Annotated in this window: 17 protein-coding genes; 11 read left to right on the forward strand and 6 right to left on the reverse strand. The window is 70.6% G+C overall.

The window, feature by feature from the left end:
• Positions 1-3: 3 nt before the first annotated feature.
• Entirely contained in the window at positions 4-963 is a 960-nt protein-coding gene (locus AB0E90_RS17270) for a serine/threonine-protein kinase (RefSeq protein WP_360405735.1), read from the forward strand.
• On the opposite strand, the gene AB0E90_RS17275 is transcribed toward AB0E90_RS17270, so the two are convergent.
• The 3 genes from AB0E90_RS17275 to AB0E90_RS17285 form a co-directional block, all read right to left on the reverse strand.
• A complete protein-coding gene (locus tag AB0E90_RS17275) occupies positions 940-2,946 on the reverse strand; it encodes a biotin carboxylase N-terminal domain-containing protein (RefSeq protein ID WP_360405738.1) in 2,007 nt (668 codons plus the stop codon). The genes AB0E90_RS17270 and AB0E90_RS17275 overlap by 24 nt on opposite strands.
• Complete coding sequence (locus tag AB0E90_RS17280) at positions 2,943-4,214, reverse strand: carboxyl transferase domain-containing protein (protein WP_360405741.1); 1,272 nt, start codon at positions 4,212-4,214, stop codon at positions 2,943-2,945. Before AB0E90_RS17280 ends, AB0E90_RS17275 begins: the two co-directional genes overlap by 4 nt.
• 191 nt (positions 4,215-4,405) lie before the next feature.
• Positions 4,406-5,083, reverse strand: a complete 678-nt coding sequence (locus tag AB0E90_RS17285) for a Crp/Fnr family transcriptional regulator (RefSeq protein ID WP_020515203.1) — start codon at positions 5,081-5,083, stop codon at positions 4,406-4,408.
• Positions 5,084-5,289: 206 nt separating this feature from the next.
• On the opposite strand from AB0E90_RS17285, the gene AB0E90_RS17290 reads away from it, so the two are divergent.
• Genes AB0E90_RS17290 through AB0E90_RS17310 form a run of 5 tightly spaced genes read left to right on the forward strand, consistent with a single transcriptional unit; the run spans position 5,290 to position 9,794 of the window.
• Entirely contained in the window at positions 5,290-6,474 is a 1,185-nt protein-coding gene (locus AB0E90_RS17290) for a CapA family protein (protein ID WP_360405744.1), read from the forward strand.
• 57 nt (positions 6,475-6,531) lie between these two features.
• Positions 6,532-7,314, forward strand: coding sequence for an endonuclease III (nth, locus tag AB0E90_RS17295; protein ID WP_360406547.1), 783 nt, complete (start codon positions 6,532-6,534; stop codon positions 7,312-7,314).
• Positions 7,311-7,874: a TlpA disulfide reductase family protein gene (locus AB0E90_RS17300; RefSeq protein WP_360405747.1), complete on the forward strand. Its 564-nt coding sequence runs from the start codon at positions 7,311-7,313 to the stop codon at positions 7,872-7,874. The genes nth and AB0E90_RS17300 overlap by 4 nt, the downstream gene beginning before the upstream one ends.
• Entirely contained in the window at positions 7,871-8,581 is a 711-nt protein-coding gene (locus AB0E90_RS17305) for a CoA pyrophosphatase (protein ID WP_360405750.1), read from the forward strand. Before AB0E90_RS17300 ends, AB0E90_RS17305 begins: the two co-directional genes overlap by 4 nt.
• Positions 8,582-8,615: 34 nt before the next feature.
• Complete coding sequence (locus AB0E90_RS17310) at positions 8,616-9,794, forward strand: MarP family serine protease (RefSeq protein WP_360405753.1); 1,179 nt, start codon at positions 8,616-8,618, stop codon at positions 9,792-9,794.
• Between the two features lie 2 nt (positions 9,795-9,796).
• Here AB0E90_RS17310 and mycP read toward each other — a convergent pair whose 3' ends face one another.
• Entirely contained in the window at positions 9,797-10,969 is a 1,173-nt protein-coding gene (mycP, locus tag AB0E90_RS17315) for a type VII secretion-associated serine protease mycosin (protein ID WP_360406550.1), read from the reverse strand.
• A 261-nt stretch (positions 10,970-11,230) separates the two neighbouring features.
• Positions 11,231-15,211, reverse strand: a complete 3,981-nt coding sequence (eccCa, locus tag AB0E90_RS17320) for a type VII secretion protein EccCa (protein WP_360405756.1) — start codon at positions 15,209-15,211, stop codon at positions 11,231-11,233.
• Positions 15,212-15,397: 186 nt separating this feature from the next.
• On the opposite strand from eccCa, the gene eccD reads away from it, so the two are divergent.
• Positions 15,398-16,828 carry a type VII secretion integral membrane protein EccD gene (gene eccD / locus AB0E90_RS17325; protein WP_360405759.1) on the forward strand — a complete coding sequence of 477 codons (1,431 nt, stop codon included), beginning with the start codon at positions 15,398-15,400 and terminating at the stop codon, positions 16,826-16,828.
• Between the two features lie 145 nt (positions 16,829-16,973).
• On the opposite strand, the gene AB0E90_RS17330 is transcribed toward eccD, so the two are convergent.
• The gene (locus tag AB0E90_RS17330) at positions 16,974-17,474 is read right to left on the reverse strand and encodes an inorganic diphosphatase (protein WP_360405762.1); all 501 of its coding nucleotides are present in this window, start codon (positions 17,472-17,474) and stop codon (positions 16,974-16,976) included.
• A 1,025-nt stretch (positions 17,475-18,499) separates the two neighbouring features.
• Between AB0E90_RS17330 and dacB the strand changes: the two genes are divergently transcribed.
• The 4 genes from dacB (at position 18,500) to hpt (ending at position 22,640) form a co-directional block, all read left to right on the forward strand.
• On the forward strand, positions 18,500-19,825 hold the full coding sequence (gene dacB, locus AB0E90_RS17335) for a D-alanyl-D-alanine carboxypeptidase/D-alanyl-D-alanine-endopeptidase (protein WP_360405765.1): 1,326 nt from the start codon (positions 18,500-18,502) through the stop codon (positions 19,823-19,825).
• A gap of 50 nt (positions 19,826-19,875) precedes the next feature.
• Positions 19,876-20,940: a zinc-dependent metalloprotease gene (locus AB0E90_RS17340; RefSeq protein ID WP_360405767.1), complete on the forward strand. Its 1,065-nt coding sequence runs from the start codon at positions 19,876-19,878 to the stop codon at positions 20,938-20,940.
• Entirely contained in the window at positions 20,941-21,939 is a 999-nt protein-coding gene (tilS, locus tag AB0E90_RS17345) for a tRNA lysidine(34) synthetase TilS (RefSeq protein ID WP_360405770.1), read from the forward strand.
• Positions 21,940-22,064: 125 nt separating this feature from the next.
• Positions 22,065-22,640, forward strand: a complete 576-nt coding sequence (gene hpt, locus AB0E90_RS17350; protein WP_360405773.1) for a hypoxanthine phosphoribosyltransferase — start codon at positions 22,065-22,067, stop codon at positions 22,638-22,640.
• The last annotated feature ends 115 nt before the right edge of the window (positions 22,641-22,755 follow it).

Raw genomic sequence — 22,755 nt, forward strand, 5'->3', positions numbered from 1 at the left:
GGAATGACGGAGACCCCGCCAGGACGACTGCCTACCCCGTACGTGCCTGGCATGTCGGGTTTATCGGTTATGGCTCGTGGGGGGCATGCGACCGTCTATCGCGCCACCCAGGATTCGGTCGGCCGCGAGGTCGCCATCAAGATGGAAAATCGGCGGCTGGAAAGCAACCGTGACCAGGCCCGATTCCTGCGCGAGGCGCGGGCGGCGGGCAAGATGTCGTCGCATCCACACGTGGTCGACCTGTTCGACGTGGGCGTCACCGTCGACCAGCACCCCTACCTGATCATGGAGCTGTGCGACGGGTCATACCTCGATCGCATGCGCGTCTCCCCGCTGGGCGCGACCGAGGCCCGCGACCTCGGCATCAAGATCGCCGACGCGCTGGTGCACTCGCACGCCAACGGGGTGCTGCACCGCGACGTGAAGCCGGCCAACATCCTCTACTCGCACTTCAACTCGGCTGTCCTCGCCGACTTCGGCCTGGCCGTGCTGGGCGAGATGCGCGACTCGTCGGTCAACCTCGAGGTGCTCACCCCGGCGTACGCTCCGCCCGAGTCGTTCCGCCACGACAGCCCGTCCCCGTCGGTCGACGTCTACGCGCTGTGCGCCACGCTCTATGCGGTGATGCGCGGCCATCCGCCGCGCTGGGACACCGACCGCAGCCCCAGCCTGATCACCCTGATGGACCTCTTCCACCGGCCGATCCCCGACCTGCCGGGCGTGCCACCGGAGATGACCCAGGTCCTGCGGTACGGCATGGACAACGACCCGGCGTCGCGGCCCACCGCCGAGCAGTTGGTCGCCCTGCTCACCAAGGTCGACCTGGACGACAGCCGGCCGGCGGGGCCGTGGGTGCCACCGCCCCGCTACGGCGGCAGCGACGACACTCCCACGGTGCGCCACCAGCTCAAACAGTCGAAGAAGCGGTGGTTCTTCGGCCTACTCGGGATCGAGCACCGCTAGCAACTCTCCGGTGTCCACCTCGGCGCCGGGGTGCACCGGCAGCGAGGCCACCACGCCCGCGCTCGGCGCGTGCACCGGGTGCTCCAGCTTCATCGCCTCCAGGGTGAGAAGCAGCTCCCCGGCCCGCACCCGCTGACCGGGCACCACCAGCACCCGGCGGACCGCGCCCGGCAGCGGGGCGATCAGCGAGCCCTCGGCCGCCTCCGGGGCCGGCAGCGGGAAGCGGGACAGCTCGCGCAGCGCGACCGAACCCTCCGGGCTGTCGACGTAGGACACCTCGCCGACCCGGTGCACGTTGAAGGTCAGCCGGATGCCGTTGACATCCAGCACCACCCGCTCGTTGCCGGTCTCGATCACCACGGTCCGCGGGTGGTCGTCCAGCACCGGCGCCTGCCCGAGCCCGGCCAGGTCCAGCTCCTCCGGGTCGACGGCGCGCACCCACCAGCCGGCCAGCTCGCCGTGCCGGTTCATCCGGTAGCCCACCTCGACCGGGCCGGCCGGGCCCCGGTACACCGCGGTCTGCGAGCCCGACGGCACGTTGCGCCAGCCGGACGGCAACGACGCGAGCACGGCGGCGGTCGCGCGCCGATCGGCCGCTCCGGCGAGGGCGGCGGCCAGACACGAGATGCGTACGGCGTCGACCGCGGACAACAGCGGCGCGAACACCTCGGGCCGCCGGTCGAGGAAGTTGGTGTCCAGTTCGCCGGCCCGGAACGAATGGTGCCGCAGCACCCGGACCAGCAGGTCCCGGTTGGTCGCCACGCCGTGCAGCTGGGTGCGGGTCAGCGCGGACGCGAGCATCCGGGCCGCCTCCTGCCGGGTCGGCGCCCAGGCGATCAGCTTGGCCAGCGTCGGGTCCGGGTGCACGCCGACGACCGAGCCGTCCTCGACCCCGGCGTCCAGGCGCAGGCCGGGCGCGGGCAGCGGGCGGAACACGCCGGCCACGTCGGGGACGAAGAAGCGGTGCAGCGTGCCGGAGGCGGGCAACCAGGCGTACGCCGGATCCTCGGCACAGATGCGCACCTCGATGGCGTGCCCGCGGATCGGCGGCGGACCGGGCATCGGCAGGACGCCGCCCTCGGCCACCAGCAGCTGCAACCGGACCAGGTCGTAGCCGGAGACGCACTCGGTGACCGCGTGCTCGGCCTGCAGGGTCGGGGTGAGCTCGAGGAACCAGAAGTCGCCGTCCGGATCGAGCAGGAACTCGACGGCGCCGGCGCCCACGTACCCGATCGCCCGGACCGCGACGATCGCGGCGCGGCACAGCTCTTCGCGCAGACCGGGGTCGACCGCCGGGGACGGGGTCTCCTCGATGATCTGCTGGTAGCGACGTTGCACCGAGCACTCGCGCTCGCCGAACGGGATGATCGAGCCGTGCTCGTCGGCCAGGATCGGGATCTCGATGTGCCGGACGTCCTCGACGTACGGCTCGCAGTAGACGTCGCAGCCGACCTCGCGCCGGGTCGAGGCGACCGCCTCGGCCAGCGTGGTGGCGTCCCGGACGACCCGCATGCCGGCGCCGCCGCTGCCGCAGTCCGGCTTGATCAGCACCGGAAATTCGGGCACCTTTGCCGGGTCGGTCCAGGTCGGCAGCACCGGCACCCGGGCCTCGGCGACGAGAGCCTTGGTCTCGCTCTTGCTGTGCAGCGTGGCGAGCGTCTTGGCCGGCGCGCCCACCCAGATCATCCCGGCGTCGACGACCGCGGCCGCGAACTCCGGGTCCTCGGCCAGCGGGCCGTTACCGGGGTGGATGGCGTTCGCACCGGTCCGCTGGGCGGCCGTGATGATCAGATCGCCACGAAGGTACGCGGCGGCCGGTGTGCCACCGTCCAGCCGGACCCCGTAGTCCGCCTCACCGACGTGCGGCGCGTCGGAGTCGGCATCGGAATAGACGGCGACCGTCTCGATACCGACCAGGCGGCAGGTGGCGAACACCCGGCGGGCGATCTCCCCTCGATCTGCCACCAAGAGACGTCGGATCACTGGTCTACCTTTCCGGAACGGAACACGCCGACGTGCCCGGCGCCCTCGACGACCGCGCTGTGCACGGCGGAGAGGCAGAGTCCGAGGACGGTACGGGTGTCGCGGGGGTCGATGACACCGTCGTCATCACGGCCGGCCGGCTCATCGGCCGGCCAGCTGAACACGAAACGTGGATCGCCGGCCCGGCCGGTGCCGAGCGCGAGATGCGGCACGGCGGAGTGCGCCAGCGCCTCGATCTCGGCCGGGCCGAACTGGGCGGTCAGAAACACCAGGGCGGTGTCGGTGGTGTTGGCGAGCTGGATGAAGTGCACGGCCTTCTGCGTCTCGACCGTGGTGTGCGGCGCGCCGGTGCCGGCCAGCACCCCTACCGGATAACCGTGCAGCTCGCCCCAGCCGGCCACCAGGGCGGTGCCGAGGTCGGGCATGAACTCGTCGAAGTCGCTGCCGTCCAGGATCCGGGCGAGGATCTCGCGCGGGTCGATGTCGGGCTTCTCGATGCCGGCGATGGAGAGCAGGTCCCCGGGGTCGTACTTCGGTGGCGCGGGCGGGAAGGTGCGTGGCAGCGGGCCACGCTTGCGCCAGTTGAGCCGGCGGACGCACTGACGGGCCAGCCGCAGGCCGTCCCGCTCGTCCTCGGCCAGTTGGTCGGCCGGGCCGGCGCCGCCACCCATGATCCGGACCATGATCGTGTAGTCGGAGAGCTCGGGCAGGTAGGCGGCCTCACCGCTGACCGGGCCGAAGACCACGCAGAACGTGGGCACCCGGTCGGTGGCCAGCCGGCCCAGGTCGCGGGCCAGGCCACCACCGGGGGGAGGCCCGCCCGCCGGGGCCTCGGCGGCCGATTCGACCAGGCCGACCAGGGGCAGGCGGTTGGTGGCGGCGATCCGGGCGGCCCGGCGGATCTTCTCGACCGGGTACGGGTCGACCGGGTTGCGCGGCAGGGTCGGGTCGGTCGCGACGATCATGCATTCGACGCCCTCGACCACGCCGATGCCGGTGACCACGCCGGCGCCGACCGCGAACTCGGTGCCCCAGGCTGCCGCCGGAGACAACTCCAGGAACGGGCTGTCCTGGTCGAGCAGCATTTCGACGCGTTCCCGGGGAAGCAGCTTGCCGCGCGCGTGGTGCCGGGTCACGGCCTTCTCACCGCCACCGGCCCGCGCGGCGTCGAACGCCGTCTCCAGCTTGCCGAGCCGTTCCAGGGCGACGCCGCGGTTCTCCAGGTAGGCAGGGGTGCGCGGGTCGATCGCCGTGTCGAGCACGGTCACGACGGGACCCCGTTGCGCTGTACCCCTGTGTTCAAAGCCGCGCCCTCTCGTGTTCGCCGGTGCCTCTCGACCACCTCCGTAACGAGTGGCCGAGCGGGTGCGACACGGATCTGAATGCGGCGGCTTTGTACCCTTTTCAGGGGTAATAAGGGCGTTTGCGGGGCTTTGCCCGCAAACGCCCTATATCTAGATCAGACGCGAGCGCGACGCGCGAGGCGCTCGGGGTCCAGGATGATCACGCTCTTGCCGTCCAGGCGCAGCCAGGCGCGGGAGGCGAAGTCGGCCAGCGCTTTGTTCACCGTCTCGCGGGAGGCGCCGACCAGCTGGGCCAGCTCTTCCTGCGTGAGGTCGTGAGTGACGCGCAACACACCGCCGTCCCGGGTGCCGAAGCGGCCGGCCATCTGCAGCAGGTTCTTCGCCACGCGGCCGGGCACGTCGGTGAAGATCAGGTCGGCCAGCGCGTCGTTGGTGCGACGCAGCCGGCGGGCGAGCACGCGCAGGAGCTGCTCGGCGATCTCCGGACGGTTGTTGAGCCACGGGCGCAGCGACGTCTTCTTGAGCCGGGCCAGCCGGGCATCGGTCACCGCGGTCGCGGTGGCCGTGCGCGGGCCCGGGTCGAACAGCGAGAGCTCGCCGACCATGTCGGACGGGCCCATGATCGAAACCAGGTTCTGCCGGCCGTCCGCGGCTCGACGGCCGAGCTTGATCTTGCCGGACAGCACGATGTACAGGCTGTCACCGGCCTCGCCCTCGTTGAACAGGACGTCGCCCTTGCGGACCTCGACCGTGTCCATCTCCTTGGCGAGCGCCTCGGCGGCTTCCGGGTCCACGCCCTGGAAGATCCCGCTCCGCGCCAGCACCTCATCCATCTGCCGCACCTCCGAACACGCGCAACGCCTGCGCTCGATCAGTCTAGGCGCACGCGGGCGGGAATCGGGCAGGCACCCCTTGATCCAGATACCGCAGGGTAACCAATCCGACCGTGACGGGCCGTGTTTTTCGTTCCCTTGGACGGAGCGTTACGGGCCTTTCGTCGGGTCGTCCGCGTTGCTACCTGAAGGTATCGTCGCCGTCGATGAATTCCCAGCCCCCTGCAGCGCGGACGGGCCTTTTCGGACGTCCTGTCCTCACAATCACGATTGTCCTGGCGGCACTGGTCGGTGTCGGTGCCGGAACTGTCGCCTTTGCGAATAATGTGGGCACTCGGAAACCGCAATGGCAACAGCCGGTCGCCGGTTCGACAAAAGCCGCGACTTCGGCGAAACCCGCTAGAACCGAATCGGCGCCGCTCGACACCATCACGCTTTCCGCCACCGGCGACATCATGATGAGCAACGCGCCCAGCCGGATGCCGCCGAATGACGGCGACGGCTTCTTCAACTCGGTTCGGGACGGCCTGAAGTCCGACCTCGTGATGGGCAACCTCGAGCAGCCGCTCACCAACGACACCGGCGCCTCCAAGTGCGGATCGCCGCCGACGCCCAACTGCTTCGCCTTCCGCTCCCCGCCGTCCTACGCCAAGCACCTCAAGGACGCCGGGTTCGAGCTGATGAACCTCGCGAACAACCACACCAAGGACTTCGGCACCGACGGCGCGCGCAACACCCGCGCCGCCCTCGACGACGCCGGCCTCAAATACACCGGCAACACCGATGAGATCACCGTCGTCGAGGCCAAGGGGATCAAGGTCGCGGTGGTCGGCTTCTCCGGGTACGCCGGAGCCAACAACCTCAACGACCTCGACCACTCGCGGGCCGTCATCAAACAGGCCAAGCAGCAGGCCGATCTGGTCGTCGTGCAGGTGCACATGGGCGCCGAGGGGGCCGGCATGCAGCACGTCAAGCCGGGCAGCGAGCTGTTCCACGGGGAGAACCGGGGCGACCCGATCAAGTTCAGTCACGCGGTCATCGACGCCGGGGCCGATCTGGTCGTCGGGCACAGCCCGCACGTGCTGCGCGGTATGGAGTTCTATAAGGGCAAGCTGATCGCCTACAGCCTCGGCAACTTCGCCGGCGGCGGGAAGACGCTCTCCAGCTCCGGCGTGCTGAAGTATGGCGGGATCCTGCGCGTCAAGCTGACCCCGGACGGCGCCTACGGGGGCGGGGAGTTCCTTTCGACGTACATGAACTCTGTCGGCCTCCCGACCCGGGACTCTTCACAGGAACAGGGCCGCAAGCTCGTGGCCCAGCTCAGCGAGGACGACTTCGGCGACACCGCGGCGGTGATCGGCAAGGACGGCTCGATCCGCCCGCCGGCGTGACCGAAACCTGTCGTACCCACGACGTACTCTTTACCGGTGACTCTGGTGGGGCGATCGATCAAGCGGTTCGCGGGGGAGACGCCGATCGGGCGCAAGCGACGCGCCCGCAAGATGGCCAAGGTCCTCGCCGAGACGCATCCTGATGCGCATTGCGAGCTCGACTTCACCAATCCGCTCGAGCTGGCGGTCGCCACGATCCTGTCCGCGCAGACCACCGACGTGCGGGTCAACCTGGTCACGCCGACGCTGTTCAAGCGCTACCTCACGGCGGCCGACTACGCCGCGGCCGACCGCGCCGAGATGGAGGAGCTGCTCCGCCCGACCGGCTTCTTCCGGGCCAAGACCGATTCGCTGATCAAGCTCGGCCAGGCCCTCGTGGAGAAATACGACGGGGTGCTGCCGGCCAAGCTCGACGAGCTGGTCGCCCTGCCCGGCATCGGGCGCAAGACGGCCAACGTGATCCTCGGTAACGCGTTCGACGTTCCCGGCATCACCGTCGACACCCACTTCCGCCGGCTGACCAACCGCTTCGGCTGGGTGCAGGAGGAAGACCCGGTCAAGATCGAGTTTCAGGTCGCCGAGCTGATCGAGAAGCGCGACTGGACGATGCTGTCGCACCGGGTGATCTTCCACGGCCGGCGGGTCTGTCACGCGCGCAAGCCGGCCTGCGGCGCCTGCACGCTCGCCGCGATGTGCCCGTCCTACGGCACCGGCCCGACCGAGGCGGCCGCCGCGGCCAAGCTGCTCAAGGGCCCGCGCGCCCGGGAGCTGGCGATCGCCGCCGGCGTCGACCCCGACCTGGTCCCGGCGGCGGCGGTTCTCGCGCCGGAGGCGCCGTGAGACGGCTTTTCTACCTGTCCGCCGTCCTGCCCCTGCTGGCCGTCCTGCCCCTGTTATCAGGCGGCTGCACCGCCGAGGCCAAGTCCGCCGAGACGCCCTCGCCGTTCGCCGCGTGCACCGCACTGACCTCGTCCACCGCGTCGAACGCGTTGCCCGACCTCGAGCTGCCCTGCTTCACCGGCAAGGAGAAGGTCGCGCTGCGCTCGCTGCGGGGGCCCGCCGTGATCAACCTCTGGGCGTCCTGGTGCGAGCCGTGCCGCCGCGAGCTGCCGGTCATGCAGCAGCTGGCCCACACGGCCGGCGACAAGCTCACCGTGCTCGGCGTCGACACCGGCGACGGGCGGGAGGCGGGCGCGTCGTTCGCCGCCGACAAGGGCGTGACGATGCCGTCCCTGTTCGACGAGGACAAGAAACTGGTCAACGCGGTCGGTGGCATCAACCTGCCGGTGACCATCTTCCTGGACGCCTCGGGCAAGGTGTTCGTCAACAAGCTGCCGCTCGACGCGGCCAAGCTCACCGCATTGGTCAAGGAGCACACCGGAGTGGCGGTTCCGCTATGAGTCGCGGCCGGTTGCTGTCGCGGCCCGACGACCTGCCGTCCTGGTTCGAGCCGCTGCTGAGCCGGGTGAGCACCTGCAGCACCGAAGACTTCACCGCTCTGCGGCCGCCGGTCGGCGGCGGTCGGCCCAGCGCGGTCCTGGTGCTGCTCGGCGAGAGTGAGCCGGGCAACCCCGATCTGCTCGTGCTGCAACGCGCGGCAACCATGCGCAACCACGCCGGCCAGCCGGCCTTCCCGGGCGGCGGCACCGACCCCGAGGATGCCGACGCGGTCGCCACCGCGATGCGCGAGGCGCAGGAGGAGGTCGGTCTCGAGCCGGCCAGCGCCGCGGCCCTGGCGCTGCTGCCCGACCTCTACATCCCGGTCAGCTCGTTCGTGGTCACCCCGGTGCTGGCCTGGTGGCGGCACCCGCACCCGGTGAGCCCCCGGCAGCCGGCCGAGGTGGCGCACGTCGCGCGGTTACCGATCAGTGAACTCGTCGACCCGGAGAACCGTATCCGGGTGCGACATCCCAGTGGCTGGGTCGGCCCGGCGTTCCAGGTTCGCGGGTTGCTCGTCTGGGGCTTCACGGCAGGGGTGATTTCGGCATTGCTCGACATGGGTGGCTGGTCGCGGCCGTGGCAGCCGGGTCGCATAGTGGAGTTGCCGGACGCATCCGCCCCGGTGCCGGCCGCGCGGGGCGGCGCTCCCGACGAGGTTCTGCCATGATCGTGCACTGGCCCGCCGTCTCTACGCTGAGTGGGTGCCCGTGGTCGACGCCATCCTGATCGTGCTCATGCTGGTCTTCGCGATCAGCGGCTATCGCCAGGGCTTCGTGGTGGGCGCGCTCTCTTTCGGCGGATTCTTCAGCGGTGTGCTGATCGGCCTCCAGATCGGCCCGCTGATCGCGGAAAACTTCGCCGACCCGACCGCTCGCCTCGTGGTCTCCCTCGGCACGATCTTTGCGCTGGCGGTGCTCGGCCAGACCCTGGCCGGCTGGCTCGGCACCCACCTGCGCCGGCAGATCTCCAGCAAGCCGCTGCAGCGCGTCGACGACGCCGGTGGCGCGGTGATCTCGCTGCTGGCCGTGCTGCTGGTGGCGTCGCTGATCGCGGTGCCGCTCGGGTCCACCCCGTTCGAGGGTCTCAACGGGCAGGTCCGCAACAGCGCCATCCTGCGCGGCCTCGACGGTCTGCTGCCCGACCAGGCCGAGGCGCTGTCCTCGGCGCTGCGCAACACGCTCGACACCAACGGCTTCCCGGACGTCTTCGGCGGCCTCGCGCCGACCAAGACCAAAAATGTCGCGGCGCCCGACCCGAAGCTCAAGAACTCGCAGATCGTCCAGAAATCGCAGAGCTCGGTGATCAAGGTGCTGGGCACCGCGCCGAGCTGCTCGCGGCGCATCGAGGGGTCCGGTTTCGTCTACTCCACCGAGCGGGTGATGACCAACGCGCACGTCGTGGCCGGCACCCGTTCGGTCAAGGTCGAGGCGAACGGCGACACCTTGGAGGGCAAGGTCGTGGTGTACGACCCGGAGCGCGACCTGGCGGTGATCTACGTGCCCGGCCTGCGCGCCCCGATCATGCCGTTCGTGACCAAGGAAGCGGCCAGCGGCAACAGCGCGATCGTCCTCGGCTATCCCCAGGACGGTCCGTACGATGCGCAGTCCGCCCGGGTCAGCGACGTCGGCAACATCACCGGCCCGGACATCTACGACTCCGGCGACGTGACCCGCGAGATCTACACGATCCGGTCGCTGGTCCGCAGCGGCAACTCGGGCGGGCCACTGATCAACCCGAACGGCCAGGTGCTCGGCGTGATCTTCGCGGCGGCGGCCGACGACAAGAACACCGGCTTCGCCCTCACGGCCAAGGAAGCGGCCCCGGTCGCCACTTCGGGCCTCAACCGCACCCGCGGGGTCTCGACCGCCGACTGCGCCTGAGCTCAGGTGGTGTGGGCAAAGCGGCGCACGGTCAGCGTTGCCGCGATCGCCGAGATCAGGAACAGCAGACCGGCTAACCACCAGGCGCGCTGCTTCGGCGCCGGCGGGGCCGCGATCGGCGCGGCGGCCTGACCGGCGGCCACGGCGCGCTCCGACGGAGTGCCCCAGGCATCGGGCGCGGACTGGGCCTGACCCGGCACCGGAGCGCTGCCGAACCGGGCGACGCCCGGCGACGGGGTCGTGTCCAGCGGGTTCTCGAAGATGGCCGGGACGTTGGCGGTCAGCGCGCCGGTCGGGTTGATCTCGCCGAAGCCGAAGGTGGCGTCGCGCCCGGTCGGGCCGAGGTCCTTGGCGGTGCGGATGATCCGGTTGATCACCTCACCGGCCGGCATGTCGGGCCAGCGGGACCGGATCAGCGCGGCCGTGCCGGCCACCATCGGCGACGCGAAGCTGGTGCCCTGCACCTTCCAATACTCGCCGCCGGCTCGGGCGCCGACCAGCTGGGTGGCCGGAGCGGTCACCACGGTCTCCTTGCCGGTGATCGAGCCGGACCAGAGGGTGTTGGCGTCCTTCTCCATGCCGGCCACCGCGATCACGCCGGGCTCACGAGCCGGGTACCACACCTCGGTGTCCGATGACGCGCTGGTGTTGCCGGTGCAGGCGACCACGACGACGTCCTTGGCGAACGCGTAGTCGATCGCCGCGGCCAGGGTGGCGCTGCTGCCGTTGCCGCCGAGCGACAGGTTGATCACCTTGGCGCCGTGGTCGACCGCCCAGCGGACGCCCTTGGCCACGATGATCGCGTCGCTGTACCGGTTTTCCTCGTCCAGGACCCGGACCGGCAGGATCTTCGCCTTGGGCGCGATGCCGATGATGCCGGCGGTGTCGTCGCCGCGGCCCGCGATGATCGCCGAGACGGTGGTGCCGTGCCCGACGAGGTCGGCGTCGCCGTTGCCCTTCGGGTCGACCAGGTCGAGGCCGGGTAGCACCTGACCCTGCAGATCGGGGTGGGTGGAGTCGACCCCGGAGTCGATGACGGCGACGGTGACGCCGGTGCCGTTCGCGTACGTCCATGCGCCGGCCACGTCGAGCGTTTTCAGATACCACTGGTCGTCGCGAACCTGGTCGCCGACCAGTGGATTGGCCGGCTCGGCGACCGGGGGCGGCGTTGCCAGCGCCGGGGCGGCCGGGGTGCTCAGCCCGACGAAGCCGGCGAGCGCGGCCGCGACCAGAACGGCCCCGGGACGGCGTGGAGTCAGCAACGGGCACCGCCGACAGGTGCGCACCATCGCGCCCTTGCGGGCCAGGGACTCACGCTCGCAGCACTCATCGCCATTCCAATCCCGGATGGTCGATGCAGATTACTCCGAAACCTCGTCGTGTTGGTGGGGTCGGTCGATCCATATCGCACTGCGAGTCTGTTAAATCCGTCGCTTCTACGCGTACGGCGGGAGGTGTGCCAGCTGCACGAGGCGTACGCCCTCACGGCGCGTGATGAGGCGGCCACGGCCCGGCGGCATCAGGGCCGGCCGGACGGCGCCGATCAACGGGCCCTCATCGGACGGACCGGACATCACCAGGCCCGGCGCCGAGAGCTCCCGCAACGGCTGGATCACCGGATCGAACATGGACCGGCTCGCGCCGCCGGCCCGCCGGGTGATCACCAGGTGCAGGCCGATGTCGCGGGCCTGAGCGATGTATTCCAGCAGCGGCGACAGCGGGTTCGTCGGCCCGGCGACGACCAGGTCGTAGTCGTCGACCAGCACAAACAATTCCGGGCCGGTCCACCACGAGCGGTCGCGTAGTTGCTGGGCGGTGACGTCGGGGCCGGGCAGGCGGCGTTCCATGTACCCGGCCACCGACTGCATCAGCTCCAGCGTCTTCTGCGCCTGGATGCCGTATCCGATGCGGTGTTCGGACTCGGGCAGGTCCATCAGGCCGCGGCGGTAGTCGACCAGGATGATCCGGGCCTCGTCCGGTGCGAACCGCCGGATCACCGTGGTGGCCAGGGACCGCAGGAACGAGGTCTTGCCGCACTCGGCGTCGCCGAAGAGCAGGAAGTGCGGCTCGGTCGCGAAGTCGAGCTCGACCTGCTGCAGATCAGCCTCGGAGATGCCGATCGGCAGCCGCAGACCGCTGCTGCGGTTGAGATCCATCTCGGCGTACGGCACCGAGGCGGGCAGCATCCGCACCCGCGGGGCGAGCGGGCCGTGCCAGTTGGTGGCGATCGCCTTCACCAGCGCGTTGGTGTCGGCCATGGTGCTCAGCTCGGGCCGGACGGTCAGCAGGTGCAGGAACTTGTTCTTGTCGGTGGGGTGGTCGGTGATGCCACGGCCTGCCTTCTCCGGCACGGCCATCGCGGCCCGGCGGTTGACCACCGAGTCGCTGGGGTCGCCCAGGCGCAGCTCCACCCGGGAGCCGAACAGGTCGCGGATCGCCGGGCGGAAGTCCATCCACCGCGAGGTCGCGGCGACCACGTGAATGCCGTACGACAGGCCGCGGGTGGCGATGTCGGTGATGACGCCCTCGAGCTCCTCGTATTCCTTGCGCAGGGTCGCCCAGCCGTCGACCACCAGGAACACGTCGCCGAACGGGTCGTTGTCCGCCGCGTTGCCGCCCAGGTCGGCGGCGTTCGCCCGGCGGCGGCGGTAGGACGACATCGAGTCGATGCCCATCGACGCGAAGCGGGCCTCCCGCTCGCTGAGCAGCGTCATGATCTCGCCGATCGTGCGCCGCACGCCGACCGTGTCGAGCCGGCCGGAGACACCGCCGACGTGCGGCAGGTCGCGCAGCGTGCCGAGCGACCCGCCACCGAAGTCGAGGCAGTAGATCTGCACTTCGGCGGGGGTGTGGGTCAGGGCCAGCCCGCAGATCATCGAGCGCAGCGCGGTCGACTTGCCGGACAAAGTGGACCCGACCACGGAGACGTGGCCGGCCGGGCCGCCCAGTTGCAGCCACTCCACGTCACGCAGCTGCTCGCGCGGCTTGTCGACCAGGGCGATCGGCACCTGCAGGGCGCCGTGCAGCTCCGGGTTGGCGAAGGCCATGCCGCGAACCGGGTCGACCACCACCGGGCCGAGCAGTTCGTCCAGCGCCACCGACTGGTTGAGCGGCGGCAGCCACACCTGGTGCGCCGGCGGGCCCTGGCCGTTGAGGCGGTCGACCAGCACGTCGAGCACGCTGTCGCCGGCCGGGAGCTCCTCGGGCTGGGGCTGCGCCGGCTTCGGCGGCTTGGGCGCCGGGATGTAGCGGGTCGAGTATTCGAGCACCTGCGGCACCGCTCCGGCGCCGCCGGCCGCGGCGCCCGTGCCGGCCCTGCGCATCGGCCCGGACACGTACGCCGCCTTGAAGCGGATCAGCGGCTCGGTGCCGAACTTCAGGTAGCCGTGGCCGGGCGAGCGCGGCAGCTCGTACGCGTCCGGCACTCCGAGCACGGCCCGTGACTCCAGCGCCGAGAAGGTCCGCAGGCCGACCCGGTAGGACAGGTGGGTGTCGAGGCCGCGCAGCCGGCCCTCCTCGAGTCGCTGGCTGGCCAGCAGCAGGTGCACGCCGAGCGACCGGCCCAGTCGTCCGATCTGGACGAACAGGTCGATGAAGTCGGGCTTCGCGCTGAGCAGCTCGGAGAATTCGTCACAGATCACCAGCAGGGACGGCAACGGTGGCAGCGCGGCGCCGCCGGCCCGGGCCTTCTCGTAATCGCGCAGCGAAGCGTAGTTGCCCGCCTTGCGCAGCAGCTCCTGCCGGCGGATCAGCTCGCCGTCGATCGCGTCCACCATGCGGTCGACCAGCACCAGTTCGTCGGCCAGGTTGGTGATCACGGCGGCGGTGTGCGGCAGCCGGTCGAGCGAGGAGAAGGTGGCGCCACCCTTGAAGTCGATCAGCACGAAGTTCAGCGTCTCGGACGAGTGGGTCGCGGCCAGCGCCATCACCAGCGTGCGCAGCAGCTCCGACTTGCCGGAACCGGTCGCGCCGATCAGCAGGCCGTGCGGGCCCATGCCGTCCTGTGCGGACTCCTTGAGGTCGAGCTCGATCTGGCCGCCGTCGGCGCCCACGCCGATCGGCACCCGCAGCTTGTCGCGGTTGGGCCGGGGCATCCAGCTGCGGGTGACGCTGAACGTCTCCGGGTCGCCGAGGTTGAGCAGCTCGGGCAGGCCCATCTCGGCGGCCAGCGGGGTGTCCGACGACTTGGACATCGCGGCCAGCCGCAGCGGGGACAGCCGGCGGGCGACCGCCTCGGCCTGCGGGACGCTGAGCCGGTCGGGCGTGCCCACCTCGGCCTCGTGGTCCATCGCGTAGGTGTTCAGGACCCGCCGGCCACCGTGGTGGGCCACCTCGAGCACCAGCAGCGACCGGTCGAGCAGGCGCGGCGGTTGTTCGTCGAGGTCGAGCACGGTCACGCCGTCGATGCCGTCGTCGAGCTGGGTGGCGCCCTGCAGGTTGATGCCGTCGAGCACGATCACCACGTGCGGTGAGCCGGTGCTGACCCCGGCGGTGTTGAACCGCGGCCGGTTGCCGATCACGTCTTCGAGCAGTTTTTCGAGGTCGGGGCCGGTGCTGGCGACGAGCCGCACGTGTCCGAGCGCGTCCGTGCGGGACGGGTGCAGGTTGTGCGGGAGCCACTTCACCCACTCCCACTCGGCCCGGCGGTCGGGGCCGGCGCAGATCGCCACGATCATGTCGTCGGGTGCGTGGAACGTGGCGAGCTGGCAGACCACGGCCCGGGTCAGGGCCCGCGCGTCCGGCTCGCCGCCGGGGCCGGAGCCGCGCAGGAAGACCCGCGCGAAGCCGCGCAGCGAGGCCGCGACCGGCAGTTCGGGCACCACGGAATAGGCGTCCAGGAAGCGGCGCAGCGCGCCGGCGGTCATCGGCTCGAGCTCGTCGAGCGGCCGGGTCACCGGCGGGATCAGCGGGGTGGCCAGCGTCTGCGGCCCGAGCGCGAGCCGCACGACGCCGAAGTCGGGGTCGGCCGGCCGTCGCTCCCACACCCGGTGGCTGCCCGCGGTGGACCAGAGCTGGGTCGGTTCGGGGTGCCGGTAGAGCAGGCCGACCCGCTGCATGAGGGCGGTCTCCCGGACCCGGCGGCGCAGGCCGGAGAGGTGCCGGAGGTATTCCCGGCGGGCGGCCATCATCTCGGCCTTCTTCGGCGAGCCGGAGGAGCCGAAGCTGGTGGTGAGCATCGCGATCGAGGAGACGCCGAACAGGCCACCGACCACATAGGAGTACGCGCCGCCGCGGCCCTGCCCCATCATCATGGCCATCGCCACTGAACCGCCCAGCATCGGCAGCGCCATCATCGCCTGCTGCCAGCGACCGCCCGCGTTCTGCGGGATCTCCGGCGGCGGCTCGACGGCGATCTCCCCGGTCGGAATCTCCGGCGCCGGACGGCGTGCCGACCGCTTGATCACCACCGTGCTCATGCCTGGAATGTCCCCTTCGTCCACAAGGGGAGGTCGTCACTCCCCGTGCGCTCGCCGTTCACCGGCCATCGCGTAGCGCCCATGGTAGGTAAAGTGCGCTTCGTTCCGCAGCCTCGTCACCATCGATGGGAAAAAGGTCATGAGCCATAGGGAAGTGTTGATAGTCCCGCTCATGGAGGTAATGGCGTGAGCGTCGGTCTCGCCCGGGTCACCATCAGCGCCCCGCACCGCCGGGTCGACGTCGCGCTTCCGGAGCACGTTGCCCTGGCTGAGCTGCTGCCCGAGGTGCTCCGGCACGCCGGCGAAGGACTCGCCGACGACGGCGAGAAACACGGCGGGTGGATCCTCCGGCGCACCGACGGGGTTGCGCTCTCGACGTCCCAAGGGCTTTTCCCCCAGGGCGTACGCGATGGTGAGGTTCTTCACCTCGTCCCGGCCCACGACGAGTGGCCCGAACTCGAATACGACGACGTCGTCGAGGCGATCGCCGAGGGCGCCCGCCGTCGCGGCAGCGCCTGGACGCCCGCCTCGACCCGCACCGCCACCCTCTCGGCCGCCGGAGTGTTGCTCCTGCTCGGCCTGATCGCGCTGCTGCTCGCCGGTCCGGCCTGGAACGCCGGCGCCACCGTCGGGCTCGTGGCCGCGGTCGTCCTCGCGCTGGGCGGCGTGACGGCTTCCCGGGCGTACGGCGATGCCCGCGCCGGAGCGGCCCTCGGGGCGTACGCGATGCCGTACGCATTCGCCGGCGCCGCGATTCTGGTCGGCTCGCCCGACCGGGTCGGCGTGCTCACCCCGATTCCCTGGCTCGGCGACTCCGAACTGCTGGCCGGCTCGGTGGCGCTGCTGCTGGCCGCCGCGCTCGGCGGGGTCGGCGTGGCCGCCTCGCTGCGACTGTTCACGGCCGGGGTGGTGGTCGGGCTGCTGGGCGCGATCACGGCGCTGGTCAGCATGCTCACCACGGCGGCCGGCGCCGCGGCGGTGCTGATCGCCGCCCTGGTCTGCGGGATCGGCGCGCTGCCGCTGCTGGCCATCCGGTTCGGCAAGATGCCCACCCCGCCGGTCACCCTGCCGACCGGCACCGACGCGTCGGCCGGCTTCACCGGCGCCAACAACTCGCTGGACGCGGCCCGCGAACGGCCCGACCGGGCCACCGTCTTCGCCGCCGTGACCCGCACCGAGGAACTGCTGGCCGGCATGCTGCTCGGCCACGCGGTGCTGGCCGCGGTCGCGTTCGCGGTGCTGGCCACACCGGGCACGCTGTCGGCGCGCATCCTGGCCGCGGTCTCGGCGGCCTCGCTGCTGCTGCGTTCCCGGCTCTTCGTCACGCTGCGGCAGCGGGTGCCGCTGGTGGTCGGCGGGCTGTTCGGGCTGTTCTTCCTCGGTGTCGACCTGATGTTGCGCGCCGACGGCACGACGCTGCTGGCGGTCGTCGGCAGCGCCGTGGTGCTGGCCATCGTCACGGTCGTCGCCGGCGCCACGTATTCACGCAAGCCGCCGTCGCCCTACCTCGGGCGGGCCGCCGACCTCTTCGACACCCTCGTCGTGGTGTCGGTGATTCCGGTGGCGTGCGCGGTGATCGGTCTCTACGACGCGGTCGGCGACATCAGTCTCGGCTGACGCCTATTTGTTTCGTTCTTGATCGGCCCGGCCGGTCAAGAACGACAACGCGGGCGGCCAATGGCCGCCCGCGCAGAATCGAATCGGTGGGGATGCGGCCGGGTCTTCGCAGAATCGGCCGAAATGGTGGGGGCAGACCGACCGGTCAGTGTGCTTCGTGCTCTTCTTCGGTCTCGGCGCGCTTGAACGACGCCCGGATCTCTTCCTCGGCCTCGACCCGGCCGACCCAGGTCGCGCCCTCGACCGACTTGCCCGGCTCCAGGTCCTTGTAGACCGTGAAGAAGTGCTGGATCTCCATCCGGTCGAACTCGCCCAGGTGGTGAATGTCGCGCAGGTGCTCCTGGCGGGGGTCCTCGAAAGGCACGCAAAGGACCTTGTCGTCGCGGCCCTTCTCGTCGCTCATCCGGAACATGCCGATCGCCCGCGCCCGGATCAGGCAGCCCGGGAACGTCGGCTCCTGCACCAGGACCAGGGCGTCGAGCGGGTCGCCGTCCTGCCCGAGGGTGCCCTCGATGAAGCCGTAGTCGGCCGGGTATTGAGTGGCCGTGAAGAGGGTCCGGTCGAGCCGGATGCGGCCGGTCTTGTGGTCCACCTCGTACTTGTTGCGCTGGCCCTTGGGGATCTCAACCAGAACGTCGAAATCCATGATTAGCTCCCTTGACTCGCCCACCGAAAAGTGCCGGTCACGACCGCGGGGAAAGACGGCAGGAAATCAATGCCTGCCGGATCCGCGCGCAACGATGTGCCGGATGTCGCTAGTCTCCCCTAAGTCTCACGCGACGGAAGAGGAGGGGCGCGTGGGGAGGCAAGATTCACACAACGGGCCCGTTCGCGACGGCGCGCCCGAGCCGCATCATGCCTCCGGCAACGGTAACGCACCCGTCCGCCGCCGGAGCGACCCTTCCGGATCTTTTGATACCCGGCATCGGCCACCCGGACGGAATGCCGGCCCGACCGGTCGTCACCGCGTTCCGGGGCTGAATACGCGGCTGCGTACTTGGCGCGGCGCGGCGGCGAATGCTGGGATTCCGGTGCGGGGCGGATGGCGTGCGGCTTCGGTGGGGGTGCGCCGACCGGCGTGACCTGGAGTGTTCCTCGCAAGATGAGCGCGGCGGCAGAAAACGGGCGGAAGATCAACAAATGCAACCCGAAAACCCCGGCGACGGTGTACGGCGACCGGACCCCTCGACGCAGCAGCCCGGTCCCGCCGGACGTGCGCGTGTGCCGGGAAACAGCGGGTCGGAAATCGGACAACCGCCCCAGATCGATCGGGCGGAACTGGCCGGTGGCCCGTGGGCGTCGCCGCCCGCCCGGGTGACGGGGGCCGGGGTTCATGGGCAGGTGTCGGTTCCGACGGATGCCGCGCAGCCGACCTCCCCGGCCGGGCCTTCCGCCGTGGCGGGTCCGGCCGGATTGAGCGGGGTGCGTCCGGCGGTCGAGGGCGCCGCGACTTCGGGGGCTCCTGCTGGTTCGGGTGGCTTTGCGGGGCTTCCGAAGCCGGCTGACCCTGGATCGGGGGCTCGGGACGCGGATCCGGGCCGTGCGGGCGCAGCGGCCGTGACCAGCGACGGTGGCCGCCCTGAGGAGGCGGCGGGTGTTGGCCAACGCCGTATCCATAAAAAGCGGAGCCTCATCGCCCTGCTCTCCGTCGCGGTGGTTTTGATCCTTGGGGTGGCTTTTGTCTTCGTGGTTCGGCCGGGGCCGGTTGATCGGCTGCTCAGTGCGGCGACCACCCCGGCCACGACGGCCGCTCTGACGCCGGATCCGACGCCGTCGGCCGTGCTGGCGGCCGCGTCCTCCGGTGGGACGGCGCCCGATGCGGCGAAGGTCAAGGCCGCGCTCGATCCGCTGATGAAGTCGGCGGCGCTCGGGAATGAGGTGCATGCGTCGGTGCTCGACGCGGCTACCGGGAGTGTGCTCTATGAGCAGCTCGCGGACGTTCCGGCGACGCCGGCGTCGACCACCAAGCTGCTGACCGCGGCCACCGTGCTGGCGGTTCGCGGGCCGGCCTATCGGCTGACCACCCGGGCCGTCGCCGGGAGCGCGGGTGAAGTGGTGCTGGTCGGCGGCGGTGATCCGACGCTGTCGATGAACAAGACGGCGCTGTTCCCCGGGGCGGCTCGGCTCGATCAGCTCGCGGCGCAGGTCAAGACGGCGCTCGCCGGGGTCGCGCCGACCAATGTCATCGTGGATACGACGCTGTTCAGTGGGCCGGAGACGGCCACCGGATGGGCGTCCGACGACATCTCGCCGCTCGGGCAGGTGGCCCGGATCCAGCCGCTGATGACCAACGCGGGGCGGATCAAGCCGGTGCACAACGAGCACGGTGGGGATCCGCGCTACCCGGATCCGGCGATGGCGGCCGGCAAGGCGTTCGCGAAGATGCTCGGCGTCCCGGCCGTCGCCCGGGGTAAGGCGCCGGCCGACGGCAAGGAGCTGGGCGCGGTGCAGTCGCCGCCGCTGGTGCAGGTCATCGACTGGATGCTCGAGCAGAGCGACAACACCATCGCCGACGTGCTGGCGCGGCAGGTGGCGATCGCCGCGGGCAAGCCGGCGACGTTCGACGGCGCCACCGGAGCGATCGCCGCGAAGCTGACCGAGCTGGGGCTGCCGGGCGACGAGGCCGACCTCTACGACGGGAGCGGGCTGTCGCGGCACAACGGGATCAGTCCGGCGCTGCTCACCCAACTGCTGGCGCTCGCCGCGAGCGGGAAGCAGCCGGCCCTCACCGCGATCTTCGGCGGGCTGCCGGTGGCGGGCTGGTCGGGGACGCTCGAGGAACGGTTCGCGACGCCCAAGCCGAACCAGGTCGCGCGGGGCGTGGTGCGGGCCAAGACCGGGACCTTGAGCGGGGTCAACACGATGGCCGGGCAGCTGGTCACGGCGGACGGGCGGCTGCTGGTCTTCGCGATCATGGCGAGCGGGTCACCCAGCGCTTATCCGGCCAAAGCCGCTCTCGATCGGGTGCCGGCCCGCTTGGTTCTGTGTGGTTGCTGATCAGGGTTTCACCTGAGTGCGGGCTGGATTTCCGCGGGTACGGTGGGTTCATGGCGCAGTTCGTTGATTGGGATCTGGCCGCTGCGACTGCGGGGGCGCTGTCGAAATCCGGCCCCGCGGTCTCCTATAAAGACGCGATGCAGGTGGTGTCCGAGCTGCGGGCGCTGACCGACGAGGCGGCTGGGCACGTGTCCGCCTATACCGGGCTGATCCCGCAGGTCGAGGTCCCGCCGGTGCGGGTGGTCGACCGCAAGGACTGGGCCGCGGTCAACATCACCGGGCTCAAGCAGGTGATCATCCCGCTGGTCAGCAGGCTCTCCGGCGACAAGCCGCCGGGCGGCCTGGCCGACGCGATCGGCTCCCGGGTCACCGGCGTGCAGGCCGGCACGATCCTCGCTTATCTTTCCGGCCGGGTGCTGGGGCAATACGAGGTGTTCTCCGGCAACCCCGGCCAGCTGCTGCTCAACGCGCCCAACATCGTCGAGATCGAGCGCAAGCTCGGCGCCGACCCGCGCGACTTCCGGCTGTGGGTCTGCCTGCACGAGGTCACCCACCGGGTTCAGTTCACCGCGGTGCCCTGGATGCGGGGCTATTTCCTGGGCGAGGTGCAGGCGTTCGCCGACGCGTCGCAGAGCGGCGGCGAACACATTCTCGAGCGGCTGCGCCGCGGCGTCGGCACCCTCTCCGAGGCGCTGCGCGACCCGGAGAGCCGCGCCTCGGTGATCGACATCGTGCAGACCCCCGCGCAAAAGGCAGTGCTCGATCGCCTGACCGCGCTGATGACGCTGCTCGAGGGGCACGCCGAGTTCGTGATGGACGGCGTCGGCCCCGAGGTGATCCCCTCGGTCGAGTCGATCCGGTCCAAGTTCAACCGCCGCCGCGAGAGCGGCAACCCCCTGGAAAAGGCGATCCGGCGGCTGCTCGGCATCGAGGTCAAGATGCGGCAGTACGCGGAGGGCCGCAAGTTCGTGCACGGCGTGGTCGAGCGGGTCGGCATGGAGGGCTTCAACAAGGTCTTCGACTCGCCGCTGACCCTGCCCCGCCTCGACGAGCTCGGTGACCCGGACGCCTGGGTGACCCGGGTGCACGGGTCGCAGCCGGTGATCGGGGGGTAAGTGGCCCGGATCCCGCCGTCGGTCGCGGCGGTGCGGCAGGCGGTCCGGCGAGCTGTTCCGCCGGGCCTCGTCCTGGTCGCCTGCTCCGGTGGCGCCGATTCGCTGGCCCTGGCCGCGGCGGCCCGGTTCGTCGCGTCATCGGCCCGCCCGTCTTCGGCGGGCTCGGGGTCGGTCGGCTCGGGGTCGGTCGGCTCGGGGTCGGTCGGCCTGGTCACCGTCGATCACGGGCTGCAGCCGGGGTCGGATCGGCGGGCGCTTGACGTCGCGACGTGGGCGCGTGAGGCCGGGTTCGCGCCGGTCGAGGTGGCCACCGTGTCGGTGGCCGGCCTTCCCGGCGGGCCGGAGGCGGCGGCGCGCACCGCCCGCTATGACGCGCTGTCCGCGGTGGCGGCGCGGGTCGGGGCGGCCGCAGTGCTCCTCGGGCACACCCGGGACGACCAGGCCGAGACCGTGCTTCTGGCGCTCGCCAGGGGTGCCGGGCCGCGCGGGCTCGCCGGGATGCCCCGGCGCCGTGGGATCTTCGTGCGGCCGCTGCTGGACGTGGGGCGGGCCGATACGCGCAAGGCCTGCGCCGCTCTCGGACTTGTGCCCTGGGAGGACCCGCACAACTCGGATCCGGCCTTTGCTCGCTCCCGGGTGCGAGGCGGGGCGTTGCCGGCACTGGTCGACGCTCTTGGTCCCGCGGTGGTCGCGAATCTGGCGCGCTCGGCGGAGCAGATCGCCGCGGACAGCGCGGCTCTGGACGCGATCGCCGAGCGCGCGTATTCGTCAGACACCCTCGATGTTTCGGACTTGTCCGGAATGATGCGCGCGATCCGGACCCGTGTTCTGCACGGCTGGGCCAAGTCGCTCGGCTGCTCCGGGTCGGCGCTCTCGCATCGGCACGTCGAGGCGCTCGATGCGCTGGTCACGGGCTGGCACGGGCAGGGAGCCGTACACCTTCCCGGGGGGATTCGAGTGGCCCGGGTGCGCGGACAACTCGTTCGGGTGCCCGATTGACTTGTGAGAACTGTCACTCACCGTGTCCGATTCACCGGTCAACTGGGGCTTTCCGTGCGGTTTAGCAGTCATGAAGTGCTGCCCCGTGCGACGGACGGCAACCTCGATGCGGCAGTCTTACTCCCATGGCTGACGGCTCCTGGTACGACGCCGACATCGATCACGTAATCATTTCCGAGGAGCAGATCCGGGAAAAGATCGCCGAGCTGGCGAAGCAGGTCGCTGCCGACCACGCCGAGGCCGACGAAGGCGTTCTGCTGGTCTGCGTGCTGAAGGGCGCGGTCATGTTCATGGCCGACTTCGCCCGGGCGCTGGGCACGTTCGGCCCGTCCACCGAGATGGAGTTCATGGCGGTCTCCTCCTACGGGCAGGGGACGACCTCCTCCGGCGTGGTTCGCATCCTCAAGGACCTGGACCGCGACATCGCCGGCCGGCACGTCCTGATCGTCGAGGACATCGTCGACTCCGGGCTGACGCTCTCCTGGCTGATGAAATACCTGCAGTCGCGGCAGCCGGCCGGCGTCGAGGTGGTGGCGCTCTTCCGCAAGCCGGACGCGGTCAAGGTGCAGGTGCCGGTGAAGTACGTCGGCTTCGACATCCCGAACGAGTTCGTCGTGGGTTACGGCCTGGACTTCGCCGAGCGCTACCGCGAGATGCCGTACGTGGGAGTTCTGAAGCCCGAGGTCTACGCCCGTAGCTGAACCACTTTCTCAGGTTCTTCTCAGAAATCGTCTTTATGGGTGGATTTGGCACGAAACCGTACTGAACGGACGGTCGCATCGAAGTGTCCGGCCCCCGGGCTCACGGAGTCGCGAC

This window comes from Actinoplanes sp. NPDC026619 (assembly GCF_040638295.1).
In the GTDB taxonomy this organism is placed as follows: domain Bacteria; phylum Actinomycetota; class Actinomycetes; order Mycobacteriales; family Micromonosporaceae; genus Actinoplanes.